At 63.2% G+C, this 14267-nt stretch carries 13 protein-coding genes and 1 tRNA gene; 7 read left to right on the forward strand and 7 right to left on the reverse strand.

Translation table 11 applies throughout. The features are described 5' to 3' along the window. Positions 1–258: 258 nt before the first annotated feature. Together HCH03_RS03965 and HCH03_RS03970 are read right to left on the reverse strand one after the other, a co-directional pair. Positions 259–1338, reverse strand: coding sequence for an NAD(P)-dependent alcohol dehydrogenase (locus HCH03_RS03965; protein WP_221688471.1), 1080 nt, complete (start codon positions 1336–1338; stop codon positions 259–261). A gap of 180 nt (positions 1339–1518) precedes the next feature. Continuing rightward, positions 1519–3102 (reverse strand): MATE family efflux transporter, encoded by a 1584-nt coding sequence (locus HCH03_RS03970; protein ID WP_221688472.1) that lies wholly within the window; start codon positions 3100–3102, stop codon positions 1519–1521. A gap of 501 nt (positions 3103–3603) precedes the next feature. On the opposite strand from HCH03_RS03970, the gene HCH03_RS03975 reads away from it, so the two are divergent. Next, positions 3604–4104: an RNA polymerase sigma factor gene (locus HCH03_RS03975; protein WP_185905364.1), complete on the forward strand. Its 501-nt coding sequence runs from the start codon at positions 3604–3606 to the stop codon at positions 4102–4104. Next, positions 4088–5185, forward strand: a complete 1098-nt coding sequence (locus HCH03_RS03980; RefSeq protein WP_221688473.1) for a DUF4179 domain-containing protein — start codon at positions 4088–4090, stop codon at positions 5183–5185. The genes HCH03_RS03975 and HCH03_RS03980 overlap by 17 nt, the downstream gene beginning before the upstream one ends. 158 nt (positions 5186–5343) lie before the next feature. Here the strand turns inward: HCH03_RS03980 and HCH03_RS03985 are convergent, their stop codons facing one another. Beyond that, the gene (locus HCH03_RS03985) at positions 5344–5598 is read right to left on the reverse strand and encodes a GlsB/YeaQ/YmgE family stress response membrane protein (protein ID WP_080143013.1); all 255 of its coding nucleotides are present in this window, start codon (positions 5596–5598) and stop codon (positions 5344–5346) included. A 135-nt stretch (positions 5599–5733) separates the two neighbouring features. Further along, positions 5734–6600, reverse strand: a complete 867-nt coding sequence (locus tag HCH03_RS03990) for a LysR family transcriptional regulator (RefSeq protein ID WP_221688474.1) — start codon at positions 6598–6600, stop codon at positions 5734–5736. A gap of 233 nt (positions 6601–6833) precedes the next feature. Here HCH03_RS03990 and HCH03_RS03995 point away from each other — a divergent pair, with 233 nt between their 5' ends. From HCH03_RS03995 to HCH03_RS04005, 3 genes are all read left to right on the forward strand, one after another. Beyond that, positions 6834–7727 (forward strand): DMT family transporter, encoded by an 894-nt coding sequence (locus HCH03_RS03995; protein WP_221688475.1) that lies wholly within the window; start codon positions 6834–6836, stop codon positions 7725–7727. Between the two features lie 322 nt (positions 7728–8049). Then, positions 8050–9009: a DUF6273 domain-containing protein gene (locus HCH03_RS04000; RefSeq protein WP_221688476.1), complete on the forward strand. Its 960-nt coding sequence runs from the start codon at positions 8050–8052 to the stop codon at positions 9007–9009. Positions 9010–9257: 248 nt separating this feature from the next. Further along, a complete protein-coding gene (locus tag HCH03_RS04005) occupies positions 9258–9863 on the forward strand; it encodes a DUF6273 domain-containing protein (protein ID WP_221688477.1) in 606 nt (201 codons plus the stop codon). Between the two features lie 88 nt (positions 9864–9951). Here HCH03_RS04005 and HCH03_RS04010 read toward each other — a convergent pair. Then, positions 9952–10028: transfer RNA gene (locus tag HCH03_RS04010), tRNA-Pro, on the reverse strand. A gap of 422 nt (positions 10029–10450) precedes the next feature. Between HCH03_RS04010 and HCH03_RS04015 the strand changes: the two genes are divergently transcribed. Continuing rightward, positions 10451–10654, forward strand: a complete 204-nt coding sequence (locus tag HCH03_RS04015) for a cold-shock protein (RefSeq protein ID WP_080143009.1) — start codon at positions 10451–10453, stop codon at positions 10652–10654. A gap of 400 nt (positions 10655–11054) precedes the next feature. Here the strand turns inward: HCH03_RS04015 and coaBC are convergent, their stop codons facing one another. Next, complete coding sequence (gene coaBC, locus HCH03_RS04020) at positions 11055–12275, reverse strand: bifunctional phosphopantothenoylcysteine decarboxylase/phosphopantothenate--cysteine ligase CoaBC (RefSeq protein ID WP_221688478.1); 1221 nt, start codon at positions 12273–12275, stop codon at positions 11055–11057. Then, a complete protein-coding gene (gene hemH / locus HCH03_RS04025; protein ID WP_368042415.1) occupies positions 12275–13291 on the reverse strand; it encodes a ferrochelatase in 1017 nt (338 codons plus the stop codon). The genes coaBC and hemH overlap by 1 nt, the downstream gene beginning before the upstream one ends. Positions 13292–13402: 111 nt before the next feature. On the opposite strand from hemH, the gene HCH03_RS04030 reads away from it, so the two are divergent. Then, positions 13403–14206 carry a putative ABC transporter permease gene (locus HCH03_RS04030; RefSeq protein WP_221688479.1) on the forward strand — a complete coding sequence of 268 codons (804 nt, stop codon included), beginning with the start codon at positions 13403–13405 and terminating at the stop codon, positions 14204–14206. The last annotated feature ends 61 nt before the right edge of the window (positions 14207–14267 follow it).

Below are 14267 nucleotides of genomic sequence, written 5' to 3' on the forward strand. Positions count from 1 at the left end.
GCGCGGAAAGTCGCCGGGGACGGTTGCAAAGTCACGGTGGGCGGCGAACGGCCTCCAAGCAGGGTATGCACGATTTGTGCAGATGCACAATTTTAATCCCCAGCAGAACGTCCCCACGGGGCGCGGGCTGCGCCCCCGCGCGGCGCGGCGAAAGACGCGGAAGCCCCCGCCGCGCCACGGGACCGCCTTGCCGGAAAGCGCGAAAAAACGCCCCGCAAAGATGCGGGGCGCCGAAACCGATGCTCTGTCCGCCTCGGGCTACTTCATCTTGACGATCGGCTTGATGGCCTTGCCCGTGCGAGAATCCTCGAACGCCTGGTTGATGTCGTCGAAAGCGTAGTACCTCACCAGCTTGTCGAAGGGGAAAAGGCCCTGGCAGTAGTAGTCGACCAGCTCGGGAATGAACAGCTGCGGCACGGTGTCGCCCTCTATGACGCCCGTCATCGTCTTCCCCTCGGCCATGATCTCGCCGAACATGTCGATAGTCATCTCGGGCGTGATGCCCACGATGGCCACGGTGCCGAGCGGGCGCAGCGCGGCCAGGCTCTGGTGGACGACGGAGGGGACGCCGGTCGTCTCGACCGCGTAATGGGTGCCCGACCCCGTCACCTTCCTGATCTCCTCCACCACGTCGACCTCGCCGCCGTTGAACGCGTAGGCGGCGCCCAGCTCGCGGGCCAGCTCCAGGCGGTTGTCGTGGACGTCGACCGCGATGATGGTCTTGCACCCCGCGATCTTCGCCGCCATGACGGCGCTGAGCCCCACGGCCCCGCAGCCGTACACGGCGATCGTGGAGCCGAACTCGGGTTTGAGGCGGACGAGCACCGTCCCGCTCCCCGTCTGTATCCCGCAGCCCAAGGGGCCGAGCAGCTCCAGCTCCACGTCCTTCCTCACCTTCACCACGTTGCGCTCGTCGGCGACGGCGTAGGTGCCGAACGAGGACTGGCCGAAGAACGTGGCCACCTTCTCGCCGTTCTGCTCCAGGCGCTCTATGCCCTCGGAACCGAAGTTCAAGGCGTTCATAACCTCGCACGTGGAGGGATGGGCGGACCGGCAGTTCTCGCAGTGCCCGCACGACGAGTACGAGAGCACCACGTGGTCTCCCGGCTCGACGGTCTTCACGCCCTCGCCCACCTGCTCGACGACGCCGGCGCCCTCGTGCCCGAGGACGATGGGATAGGGAACGATGCCGTTGTCCCGGGCCACGGCGTCCGTATGGCAAACGCCCGTAGCCGCTATCCTCACCAGCACCTCGCCGGCGCGCGGTTTCGCCAGCTCCACTTCCTCGATCTTGAACGCCTCCCCCTTGCCGTGGGTGACGGCGGCTTCGATCCTCATGGCATGCTCCTTCCCGGTCGCGTGGGTACGGCCATTCGAGAATACGCGAACCATGCTAGGCTCTTTGCGCGCCGCACGCGACAGGACGCCGCCAACCGGCGCCAAGCCCCGTCTTGGCGGATGGGAAGCGCGCGGCACGCGCGGCGGGCGGTCAGCCAGGCAAGGCGAGCGGAAAGGACGCTACGAGGCCGACTCGGCGCCCGCGAGCCCTTCCCGCGCCTCCAGCTTGCGCAGCCGGCGCCACTCCACCGCCAGGAACGACACCACCAAAAGCGTGGACGTGATGTCGGAGAGCGAAGGCGCGAAGAACAGGCTCTGCAGGGGCGTCATGGGCAGGACATGCGGCAGCACGTGCGGGCTCGCCAGCAGAAGCGGGATGAAGAACAGTATCTGGCGCGTGAGCGTAAGCAGCGTCGCCTTGAGCGCCTGCCCGGTGGCGTCGAAGTAGTTCGCGCCGATGAGCGCCACGGGCAGGATGGGTATGAACACGAGGTAGGCTATGAGCGCCCACGCCGTGGCGTCGAGATAGGCCTCCGGCAGGCTGAACAGGTGCGCGTACATATCGGGCAGGAACAGCACGGTGAACCAGAGCGGCACCGTGATGGCGATCCCCAGCAGGATGCCCTGCCCCAGCGTGCGCTTCATGCGCCCGAACTTCCGGGCGCCGTAGTTGTAGCCGATGATGGGCTGCGCGCCCATGGCGATGCCCATGGACGGCATGATGGTGAACATGCCCACGGCCGAGAGCACCCTCATGACCGCCAGCGCCCCGTCGGAGCCGAGCGGGTCGGCGGCGCCGTAGGAGAGCAGCAGGTTGTTCATGATCATGTTCGACACGGCGAAGCCCAGCTCCATGACCGAGGGCGCCACGCCGAGCGCGCAGATGCGCAGCGCCACGCGCCACTTGATGCCCAGCGCCTCGCGCCGCAGCGGCATGGGCGAGCCCTTCTTCAGGAAGAACTGCATGACGAAGGCGGCCGAGAGCGCCCACGAGCACACGGTGGCCAGCCCCGCGCCCATCATGCCGCCGTCCAGAACGATGATGAACAGGTACCCCAGCACGATGTTCGCGCCGGTGCCCACGAGCATGGAGCCGAGGGCGCGGTTGGGATGGCCCGCCGTGCGGATGAAGTTGTTCATGCCGAACGCCACGAACTGCAGCGGGCAGCCCGCGATGATGACCGTCATGAAGGCGCGCGCGTGCGGCAGCACCGCTTCGTCGGCACCGGAGGCGCGCAGGATGGGGTCGAGCGCCAAAAGGCCCACGACCCAGGCGACGACGCCCGCGCCCAGAAGCAGCACCAAGCTGTTGCCCAGCACGCGCTCGGCCACGCGCTTCTTGCGCTCGCCCAGCTTGATGGCCGCGAGCGCGTTGCCGCCCACGCCCACGAGCATGGCCACGGCCACCATGAACGTCATGGCCGGGTTCGCCACCGTCGTGGCGGCCAGGCCGTTCTCCCCCACCGCGGCCCCCACGTACACGGCGTCGATGACGTTGTAGAGCGTTTGCACGAGCACGCCGAACACGGCAGGTATGGAGAACTCCAGCAGCAGCTTGAGCGTGCTGGCCTCTCCCATGCGGTCGATCTTGGCGTCGCCGGCGCGCTGCTGGTCCGTGCGCTTCACGGGCACGGCCACTTCCAGGTCGCCGGTGTCGAGCACCGGTCGGCGCTCGAAGGGCTTCTCGGCCGCTATCTGCTGCTCCCGATGCAGCTCCCCGCTTTCCGCAGCGGTCGGCCGCGGCTCGTTCCTCTTCTCCTCCATCGTTGCCTATCCCCACTGGTGCGCACGATCTTGGCGGCGCCCTGCAAGGACGCGCGATCGTTTGGATTTCCCGGGTTGTCCCGGCAGACCGGACGGGTGGCGGCGGAGCTTCCCCGAGGGGCTCGACGCCGCACCGGCTCGGGTCATCCCGAGCAGAGGCAAGTATACGGGAGCGCCGCCGCCGCGACAACCCCGCAGCACCCCGCTTTGCCATCCGAGCACCGGCCAGGTTGTCATCCTGAGCGGAGACGGCGCGAGCCGCCGGAGTCGAAGGATCCCGCGCGGTGCCAACCGAAAGCGCTTCGGCTGTCGCCGCACGGGATCCTTCGACTCCGGCCTACGGCCTCCGCTCAGGACGACAAACGAGGCGGCCGTGCATGAGCTTTCCAGAAAAAACGCGCTATGCTGTCAGGAAACCCCTTCCCGAATCGTATTGCAGGTGAAGCGACGTTGCTCGAAACCCCTCCGGCGACGGCCGGGCAAGAGAAGGATCGGTTGCGAATGGAAGCGAGAAAACCAAGCGAGGCGGAGGCCGAGCGGCTGGTCGAGACCTATGCGGACCTCATACTGCGGCTGAGCTACACCTACTTGAAGTCCACGCACGACGCGGAGGACATCTGCCAGACGGTGCTGCTCAAGCTCATGAACGCCAAGCCGCGTTTCGAGGGGCCGGAGCACGAGAAGGCCTGGATCGTCCGCACCACGGCGAACGCCTGCAAAGACGCGCTGCGCAGCGGTTTCAGGAAACGCGCGGTCGCGCTGGACGAGGCGCCCGACACGGCGGCGCCCGAGGAACCCGACACCGGCGTGACGGACGCCGTTATGGCGCTGCCGCAGAAGTACCGCGAGGCCATCTACCTGTACTACTACGAAGGGTACTCCGTTCAGGAGATCGCCGACCTCACGGGTCGCAGCGTCTCGGCCGTGAGCGCCCACTTGAGCCGCGGACGCGGAAAGCTTCGCACGATGCTGGAAGGAGCCTATTGTGAGCAGGGAGTATAACGAGGCCATGAACGATCTGCGGTTCTCGCCCGAGGCGAAGAAGCGCATGGCGGCCAACCTGGCGGCCGCGCACGAGCAAACGGCGCGTCCGCGCCCGGACGTCTACGCGGTGCGCGGCGGGAAGCGCCGCTGGCGCTATGCGGCCGCGGTCGCCGCGGCGGTGGTGCTGGTGGTGGGCGTGGGCGGCGTCGCGTCCGCGACCGGGAACCTCATGAGCATGGCGAACGTCTTCGACGACCTTTTCAACGGCCCGCCGGCCCAAACCGAGGTGGTCGACAAGATCGGGCGGCCCATCGGCGCGAGCGCCACGTCGAACGGCGTGACCGTGACGGCCGAGGCCATCATCGGCGATAGGACGAACTACGCCGTCGTGTTCAGCATCGCCAAGGACGACGGAACGGCGTTCGAGGGCATCGAGCCTTTGGAGAGCGGCATCTTGCCCCTCGGGTTCGAAGGCGGCAGCAGCATCAACGTAGACGGTGTAATGACCGGCGGGGGTGATGGACACTTCTACGACGCGGACCCATCCGACAACGCCATCCAATACGTGGAGCGAATGTCCGTCACCGTCTTGGGCGGCAGCATCATTGGACATACGGCGCGCGTTAACTTGAGCGATCTGAAGATGTACGACGGCGACGGCAGCGCTTCGCACGTCATCGCCGAGGGCGAGTGGAACATGAAGTTCGCAGTCGACTATGAGGACACCTCCGTCGACCTGCCTGCCGGAAGGACCATCGAGGTGAGCGGCATGGACGCGACGCTCGACTCCGCGACCGTGTCGCCCATCGCCCTCACGCTCGAGTACACGGTGCATGAGGTTTTGAACTGGGAGGATCAGCAGTCCGGTCGCATGTCGGACCACAACCAGAACGAGATGGACCGCTTCCTCGACCCCTCCGTCACGCTGAACATGAAGGACGGCACGACGGTTGAGATCGACGCGCTGCGGGGCGCCGGAGGGACGCGCGAGGGCGCGAACTCCACCGCCTGCAACAAGAGCATCATGTTCGACGAGTTCCTGAACCTCGACGACGTGGCCTCGATCACGATCGGCGGCGCGGAGCTTCCCCTGCCGTGACGCGAAGTGCTGCGTGAGACGAGCGAAGAGCGCACGCCCTCCCAAGCGTTCCGGGCTCAGAGCGCCCACCTACGCGAAGCGGGCCGGATCCCCGATGGGGTCCGGCCCGCTTTCGAGTCGGCCCGCCCTCGCGGCGGGCTGATCGGCTTCAAGCGCCCTTACGAGGCGGTTCTCCTCGTGACGAGGTTGATGAGGGCGATGAGCACCACCGACCCTATCAACGCCACCACGAACGACCACAGGTTGAACCCGGTGAACCCCTCCGCGCCGAAGAAGCTCATGATGAAGCCCCCGATGAGGGCTCCCACGATGCCGGTGACGATGTTCTTGACCAAGCCGCCTTCCGACTTCATGATCATGCCCGCCACCCATCCGGCGAGCCCGCCGATGACGATCCACACGATGATGCTCATGCTGATGCTCCTTTCCGAGGGGACTGTGCCTTCACAGCATAGGGAAGCACCGTGCCCGCGAAGGTCGCAGGCGGCAACCGTATCCTGGGCGTTGCGCCTTCGTGATGCAAGCGCACAAAACGAAGACGACCGGGCTCATCGGCAGTCCAGGTACTCCAGGAAGCGTTGGGTGGCGAGCGAGGCCGCCTCGCGGCTGCGCAGGACCAACCCGATGGCGCGGAAGACCGGCTCGTCCAGCGGCTTGGCCACGATGCGGTACGGCGCCCGGCGCAGTATGAGCTCGGGCAGCACGCTCACGCCCAGGCCGCTCTCCACCATGGCCATGATGGCGTAGTCGTCCCACGTGGTGAAATGGGCGCGCGGAACCAGCCCGTCGCGCTCGAACACCTCGGACACGGCGGTGCTGTCCCCCTTCTCCAGCAGCATGAAGGGCTCCTCGCACAGCTCGGCGGCCGACACGCTCGCGCGCGAGACGAGGCGGTGCCCCTCGGGCAGCACGGCCAAAAGCTCGTCGCGGTCGAGCGGAAGCACCTCGAGGTCGGCGCAAGCGGGCAGGCGCAGGAAGCCGCAGTCCACCCGCCCCTCGCGCACCCATTCCTCGATCTCGGCGTAGTCCCCCAGCAGCAGCTCGTAGTCGATGTTCGGGTAATCCTTCTGGAACGCGCTGATGACGTTCGGCAGCCAATGCGTGGCCACGCTGGAGAACGTCCCTATGCGGATGAGGCCCGACTGCAGGCCGTTCAGATCGTCCACCTGCGCCTGCAGCCGTGCATGCTCGTCGCACACGCGGCGGACGAGGGGCAGAAGCCTCGTGCCCTCGGACGTGAGGCGCACGCCGCCCCTTCCGCGCTCCAGCAGCGCCACCTTCCATTCCCGCTCCAAGTCGGCCACCATGCGGCTCACGCCCGACTGCGAGTACGACAGCGCCTCCGCCGCCTTGGTGAAGCTCCCCAACTCCACCGTGGCGACGAACGCCCGGTATTTCTGAATGGCCGCGTCCACGGCTCCACCTACCTTCTCCCACCCGTCCGTGCGCTCGTGCCGCCTGAGCTTTCGAGCACCGCGAACCCTCCTGTTCGCAGCCTGGTTCCCGTACGACTCCCGACCGCTCGCCTTCCTGTTTCTTTCTATGCGATTTTATCATGCTAACTATGAAAAACATTCGCTTTTGTGCTGATTGCTTCTATGAGAAACTATCGCGCGGCCGGTAAGCGAAGCGAGAGGGCGAGGCAGCGGTGGCGAAGGATTACGGTAAGTACGTGGGGGCGTTGCTGCTGTTCGGCAGCAACGGCATCGTGGCGAGCGGCATAGCCCTTGCCAGCTGCGAGATCGTGCTTTTGCGCACGCTTCTGGGCAGCCTGCTTCTGGTTGCGCTGCTGGCCGGCTCGCGACGCGGGATCACGTTCCATCGCCATCTGCGCGACTTCGCCTGCCTCGCCGTGTCCGGCGCGGCCCTGGGAGCCAGCTGGTTCTTCCTGTTCGAGGCCTACCGTCACGTGGGCGTGGGGGCCGCCTCGCTCGTGTACTACTGCGGGCCCATCATCGTGGCCGCGCTGTCGCCGTGGCTGTTCCGCGAGCGCCTTACCAAAACGAAGCTCCTCGGGTTCGGCCTCGTGCTCGCAGGCGTGCTGCTGGTGAACGGCCAGGCGCTCGGTGCGGGCGCGTCGGGCTGGGGCCTGTTCTGCGGGGGCATGTCGGCCGTCATGTACGCGGTCATGGTCGTGTTCACGAAGAAGGCCCGGCACGTGGAGGGGTTGGAGGGCTCGGCCGTGCAGCTCGTGTTCAGCTTCGTGGTGGCGGCCGTGTTCATGGGCGCGACCGGCGGGCTGTCCGTGCAGCTCTCGCCGACGGACTGGGCCCCTGTTCTCGTACTGGGCTTGGTGAACACCGGCCTCGGCTGCTTCCTGTACTTCTCCGCCATGGGCGGCCTGCCTGCGCAAACGGTGTCGGTGTGCGGCTACTTGGAACCGCTTTCGGCCGTGGTGCTGTCGGCCCTGCTGCTGGGCGAGCCCTTCTCCGGCGCGCAGGCGGCCGGCGTCGTCCTCGTGATCGGCGGAGCCGTCTACGCCGAATGCGGAAGCAAGCTGCGCCTCCCTCACAAGACGGAACTACAAGGCGGAGCGGTCTAGCGCACGCGGAATTCGCTTTCGGTGCTTGCGGGCGTCAACGCATCAGGTAAAAGCTCTATTTTGAATGTGGCGAGCACCGCGATAGGATCCTTTTGCTGGGCATCGACGGAGCATCTAATGCGATATCCAAACTCTCGAAGCAGCGAAAGTTTTTACATGTAGCTCTTTCAGTATCATCGTCGCTCTTCTCTCTTGGTTTTGAGAACCGGAAACCACAAATCGCACAAACTAATGTTTGTATAGTAACAGATCGCTGATAAGGTAATATTTATATGTTCGGAGATGTAAATTCTTGTTGTTTCGACACAAAGGGGGATTCGCGATGCTGGTTGATTGCCCAGAATGCAGACAAAAAATATCCGACAAAACCGTCACGTGCCCATTATGCGGCTACCCCATGAGACTGAAACTACGCCTCGACGCCACTTCGACAAAAGTAGAAATCGAATCGTGGCTGGAACAGCAATGCGGGTACCCGTGGCGAGTTTTAGCCATTGACCGTGATCTAAACGTAGCATTAGCCATAGCTAAGAATATCGTTGAAGAAAGGGCGTACAACCAGCAATATGCAAAAGTCGATTGGAGCACATCCTCACTGAGGCATTACCTCAACAACGAGTTTTATCTGCGTCTTCCTGAAGAGGTTCGGCAACGATTGGTTAAGGTAGGGAATGCGGCCACGCAAGCCGAGCCGCTTGGCGCACCATGGCATGAAGATGTGGTCGACAAGGTGTTTCTGCTATCAGAAAGCGAGGCGGAGAGGTACTTTTCCAGACTTTCCAAAGACGGCAGTTTGCTGAATGAAGATGAGCACCACGAGGAAGACCCGCTATCGACCAAATGCGACGATTGGGAGGAAGAGTCGAGATCTCCTTTGGAAATCTGGCAGGAAGATCCGAGGCAGTACCTCAGTTCCGCCGTTGACGAGTGGGAAGAGGAATACGATTCCGCGATTCGAGCGGAACAAGAATATGTTGAAAATCTAAACTATCTAGATTTATCTGAATTGGATGAAAAAGACGATCAATGGCGCAAGAAGAGTTTTTGGGCAGCAGAGTATCGAGGGGTAACGAGTTCTTGGTGGCTCCGATCCATATCTGACCGTTCCACAGATGCGCCGGTTCAATTATTCTATCCCTATGTCGGAACAGCCCCCGTGGTCGATAGACTTGGAGTTCGACCCGCCTTTTGCCTTTCTCTTGGTGGCGAAATCGCATACGAACCATCTTCTAACAAGGTTTGCGCAAGCCAAGCGTATGCAAAACCGCTCCGTCTTCCCTAATTGGATCATGCGCGATTTAGACGCGAACGTCGACACGGAATTTGAAGCTACATGTTTTGGTTGATCAGTTTGCGATAAGGCAATGCAGCGATTGGAGAACTATGTCTTTGTTTAAATGCCACGAATGCGATAAGGAGATTAGCAATCGGGCTTCTTGTTGCCCTTTTTGCGGCCATCTGATAGCAAGCGAGGCATGGCTTTCAGATCAATGTCATTATTCTTGGCGCGAGCTTTTCAAAGATGAGGAGTTGGGCAGAGCGCTCTATATCACCCAGAATATCATCGGATCGAAAGAATTCCATAACGCTGCGTACGAAAGCCCCAAGTGGACAGGCTGCTCTCTAAGGAAATTTCTCAACATCGAATTCTTCGGTCGACTTCCTCAAAATGTCAAAGAACGAACTTTGTCTGTCAGAAATGCAAACCCTGATAATCCGGAGTACGGCACTTCGGGAGGAGAACCGACAAGCGACAGGATTTTCCTTCTTTCGATCGAAGAAGCGAGTTTCTATTTTCTGAACAATGATGACCGCATTACGATCGACGAGGAAAAACCAAGCTCTTGGTGGTGGCTACGTTCGCCGGGTGGCCTCGACTACACCGCCGCCGGAATCGGAATTGATGGCTCTATCGCTGTTGGGGGCTACAATGTTTTAGATACCGAAGGAGGAATACGGCCCGCTTTATGGCTTAGCTTATACGCAGAAGTGACCTCTGGCGAATCGTTTGAGAGCGCACAATACATATCGCAAAAGGTTGCGAGCGACAACGAAGCAACCGGCACTTTGGCGACCTCCCCTCGCTTCTCAATACCTGCTTCATCCTGCTCATATGACGAAGCTATCCCATTTTAGGAAGCCAGGGCTCAGCGCGGGGTTTCCGGGAAACGATATTCAAAAAGAAACAGGTCACAAGCTTTTCACTTGTGACCTGCGATGTTGCTGGTCGGGTTGACAGGATTTGAACCTGCGACCCCTTGACCCCCAGTCAAGTGCGCTACCAAACTGCGCCACAACCCGTTGTGCGTTCGCGAAGGTTCTTGACACGCTCCCTCGCAAGACAGCTTGATCATATTACCGTTAGTTGTCGCGTATTTCAAGATGGAATTTGCCATCTTCCTCGATTATTGTTCGATTTCGCCAAACAGAATTGCGCAAACGCACAACCGCGCACTAAGCAAGGCGGGCGAGCTTCGCCAATAGCGCGCACGGTTGATCGAAGGCGACGCTCGCGCTTCGAATCCCGGAATGCGCACACCGAGCGCGAACCAAACATGTGGATGGCGTGTGCAAGCGTCTTTTATTCGAACCGCGACCGAATGAGGGGCGCAAGCGCGTACACTGGTGAACGCGGCACGGTTGCCGCACGTTGTCGGCAGAGGTTTTTGGGCGAACGCCTACCCTGCCTGTTGTTGCCCTTCGGGGCAGAAAGTTAGGTTTGCATGTCTACTGGTACAGTTAAATGGTTCAACGCTGACAAAGGCTATGGCTTCATCTCCCAGGAGGGCGGCGACGATCTGTTCGTCCACTTCAGCGAGATCCAGACCGACGGCTTCAAGACCCTTGAAGAGAACGCGCATGTCGAGTTCACCGTCGCCGTCGGCAACAACGGCAAGAGCCAGGCGACGATGGTTCACACCATCTAGCCCCATCCTCACCTAAGCACGTCGAAGGGCCGCTCACGCGGCCCTTTTTCATCGTCGGAGGTGCATCGAAATCCTTCCCCCGCAAAGCCACGAAAGCCTCGAACCGCCCCGTGACGCGAACCTGCGAGACGCGCAGCCCGGAGGCGAGCCAGATAGGAAAACTCCTCGAGTTCGCTTGTTTTTGCTAAAAAATCGCGGTTGTGAATGGTCCTATTCAAGAATAAACAGTAGCGCGGTCACGCCATCAGGCATTTTATATAATGATATATATACTTATATATAAATAGAAGAAAATATTCGTTCACAAACGCCATTTTTTAGCAGGAATGGACCTGAAAACGGGTTTTTTCCTGAACGGCGAGCGTTCCCTTCAAAGAGAAGGGAACGCTCGCCGCCTACGTTACCCGAAGAACTGCACGGCTCGATCGAGGATCGCGTCGGCCAGGCGCTCCTTCGACATGAGGGGAAGCTCGTCCACGTCGTCGGCGGCGACGAACCACACCTCGTTGTCGTCGGTGCCGAAGGCGCGGCCCTCGCCCACCAGATTGCCCACGATGAGGTCGGCGCGCTTCGTCGCAAGCTTCTTCCGCGCGTTGGCCACGACGTTCTCCGTCTCGGCGGCGAAGCCCACCACCACCTGCCCGTCGCGCTTGGCCGCCCCGAGCGTGGCCAGGATGTCGGGGTTCTCCACAAGCTCGATGGTGCCCAGATCGGCGCCGGGCTCGCCCTTCTTCAGCTTGCGCACGGCGGGCTCCTTCGGGCGCATGTCGGCCACGGCTGCGGAGAACACGGCCACGTCGGCCGCCGGGAAGGCATCCCCGGCGGCGGCCAGCATGTCGCGCGCCGTCTTCACGTGCACCGTGCGCACGCCCTCGGGCGCCGCGAGCGCCGTCGGGCCCGACACGAGCGTGACGTCGGCCCCGCGCCGAGCCGCCGCCCGCGCGATGGCGTAACCGGTCTTGCCCGACGAGTGGTTCGAGATATAGCGCACCGGATCGATGGGCTCCACGGTGGGCCCGGCCGTGACCAGCACGCGACGCCCGGCCAGGTCGCGGCTCACGCCCAGCTCCTCCAGCACGGCGGCCACGATGTCGGCCGGCTCCGCCAAGCGCCCGCGACCAACGTCGCCGCAGGCCAGGTAGCCGTCTCCGGCCTCGACGATACGCGCGCCGCGAATGTGCAGCTTGCCGATGTTGTAGCGCGTCGCCGCGTTCTCGTACATGTTCACGTTCATGGCGGGCGCGATGACGAGCGGCGAGGTGCAGGCCAGCGCCGTCGTGGTGAGCAGGTCGTCGGCCAGTCCGTTCGCGATCTTCGCGATGACGTTGGCCGTGCACGGCGCGATGAGGAACACGTCGGCCTCCTGCGCCAGCGACACGTGGTGTATGGGGTCGGACGGATCGTCGAACAGGCCCACGGCCACCGTCTCGTGCGTAAGGGCGCGAAACGTGGTGGGGCCCACGAACTCGGTGGCGTGCTCGGTCATGACCACCTTCACCCGCACGCCGGCCTTCTGCAGAAGGCGCACGATCTCGCAGCTCTTGTACGCCGCGATGCAGCCCGTCACGCCCACGAGCACCGTTTTCTGCGGCGCAGGCGCGCGGCTTTCCTCACCGGCCATCAGCGGCCTCCTTCCACATGGGGGCGCAGCACGTCGGCGAGCACCTTCACGTGCGCACGGCTCTTGTCGAGGCAGGGCACGTACGCGAAATCGTCTTCGCGCGGCTCGCGGCCGGCCTTCCTGACCTGGTCGAAATAATACGGCTTCAGCTCGTGCTCGATGTCGTAGAGCGTCTCGAGGCAGTCCACGGCGAAGTTCGGGCACACGAAGAACACGCGGCCGACGTCGGCCTCGGCCCAGCGCGCCAGCACGTCGCGCGTGAACGGCGAGAGCCACTCGCGACCCTTGTCGAAGCGGCACTGGTAGCCGATGGTCCAGCGGTTGCGCTCGATGCCCAGCTCGCCGGCTATCTGGAGGCTCGACGCGCCCGTCTGCAGCTCGTAGGTGTCGCCCGCCTCGATGTCGACGAGCGGGATGGAATGGAACGAGAACAGCACCTTGTCGTCCGCGTCGGGGTCGAACCCGGCGTGCTTGATGGACGCGGCGATGGCGCGCACGTAGGTGGGGTCGTCGTGGTAGTTGTCCACGAAGTCGCACGGCGCGTCCCAGCGCGCTTTCTTCAGCGCGCGCTCCACGCTGTTCGACACCGATCCTGTGGTGGAATGGGCGCTCTGCGGGTAGAGCGGCAGCACGACCAGGCGCGTGCAGCCCGCATCCTTGAGCTCGCGCACGACGTCGTCCACGAACGGGGCGCTGTAGCTCATGGCGCAGCGCACAACGGCGTCGCGGCCCTCGTCGGCGAGCTGCGCGTCCAAGCCGCGCGCGAGCTTGTCGTGGGCCACCGTGAAGGGCGAGCCCTCCTCCGTCCAGATCTTGCCGTACTTCTCGGCCGACGCCCGGCCGCGCTTGGGCAGGATGAACAGGTGAAGGACGAACCACCAGCCCAGACGGTTCATGGGCGCGATGCGCGGATCCATGAGGAACCGGGCGAGGTACTTCCGCACGGCGCGCGGCCGCGGCTCGGCCGGCGTGCCGGTGTTCACCAGGAGGATTCCGGTGCGGTCCCCAGCTTGCACGATATCGATCCCCTTCCCGGCTCCGGGCAGGTCGCCGAAGCGAAACGGTTCCAGTCATACGTGGTAAATCTGCTATAGTTTATCCCTATCGGCCCTTCGAGGAACGGACGAATGGAGAAAGAATCGAAAAACCCGGGTTCGCTCGAAGCGGAGGGCGACTCTTCCGCCCCCAGCGGGGCGGCGTCCGCGCGCCCGGGCGACGCCGAGGGATACGGCTTGCTTCGCGAGGTGAAGCAGGAGGTCAAAGCCCAGGTGTTCCACAACGCCGGCTACCTGCGCCTCGATTTCTTCACCTTGTTCTGGCTGTTTCTGGGAGGCAGCGTGTTCGGCCTCGTGGTGGAGACCGCGTTCCACGCCATCGTCTACGGCGGCTTGGAGAGCCGGGCGGGGCTCGTGTGGGGCCCCTTCTCCCCCATCTACGGCGTGGGAGCCGTGGCGCTGACGTTGTTCTTGAACCGCTTCTACCATTCGCACAACCTGGTGATATTCCTGGTGGCCATGGTGGTGGGCTCGGCGCTGGAGTACGTGACCAGCTGGGGCATGGAGTTCTTCTGGGGCGCCATCGCCTGGGACTACACGGGCACGTTCGGCTCCATCAACGGGCGCACGAACTTCGCGTTCGGCATGATGTGGGGCCTTCTGGGGCTGGTGTGGGTGCGCGTCATCCTGCCCTTCGTGAAACAAGTGTTCTCGCACGTGAACGCCAAGAATGCGCTCGTTCGCGCCGTCACGGCGGTCATGACCGTCCTCTTGGCGATCGACGTGGTGGTGACGGTGCTGGCGCTCGACCGCGAGGGCCAGCGCGCCGTGGGCATCCCCGCGACCACCTGGGAGCAGCGGTTCTTCGACGAGCACTTCCCCGACAGCTTCCTGCAATCGCGCATGCAGAACATGAGCGTGTACGGGAAGAAGTGACGGTGCGCCCTCGTAGGGGCGGCCTGCTGGCGCCGCGCGGGATCCTTCGACTCCGGCCTTC

The sequence above is a fragment of the Gordonibacter massiliensis (ex Traore et al. 2017) genome (assembly GCF_019731765.1).
Classification (GTDB): Bacteria; Actinomycetota; Coriobacteriia; order Coriobacteriales; family Eggerthellaceae; genus Gordonibacter; species Gordonibacter massiliensis.

Excerpts from the sequence above, each read along its gene's own strand:
- HCH03_RS03985 (WP_080143013.1), bottom strand. The coding sequence starts at position 5,598 with ATGAGCATCATCGTGTGGATCGTCATCGGCGGGCTCGCCGGATGGGTG.
- HCH03_RS03975 (WP_185905364.1), top strand. The coding sequence starts at position 3,604 with ATGGAAGCGAGAAAACCAAGCGAGGCGGAGGCCGAGCGGCTGGTCGAG.
- HCH03_RS04000 (WP_221688476.1), top strand. The coding sequence starts at position 8,050 with ATGCTGGTTGATTGCCCAGAATGCAGACAAAAAATATCCGACAAAACC.
- coaBC (WP_221688478.1), bottom strand. The coding sequence starts at position 12,275 with ATGGCCGGTGAGGAAAGCCGCGCGCCTGCGCCGCAGAAAACGGTGCTC.
- HCH03_RS03970 (WP_221688472.1), bottom strand. The coding sequence starts at position 3,102 with ATGGAGGAGAAGAGGAACGAGCCGCGGCCGACCGCTGCGGAAAGCGGG.
- HCH03_RS03965 (WP_221688471.1), bottom strand. The coding sequence starts at position 1,338 with ATGAGGATCGAAGCCGCCGTCACCCACGGCAAGGGGGAGGCGTTCAAG.
- HCH03_RS04015 (WP_080143009.1), top strand. The coding sequence starts at position 10,451 with ATGTCTACTGGTACAGTTAAATGGTTCAACGCTGACAAAGGCTATGGC.
- HCH03_RS04030 (WP_221688479.1), top strand. The coding sequence starts at position 13,403 with ATGGAGAAAGAATCGAAAAACCCGGGTTCGCTCGAAGCGGAGGGCGAC.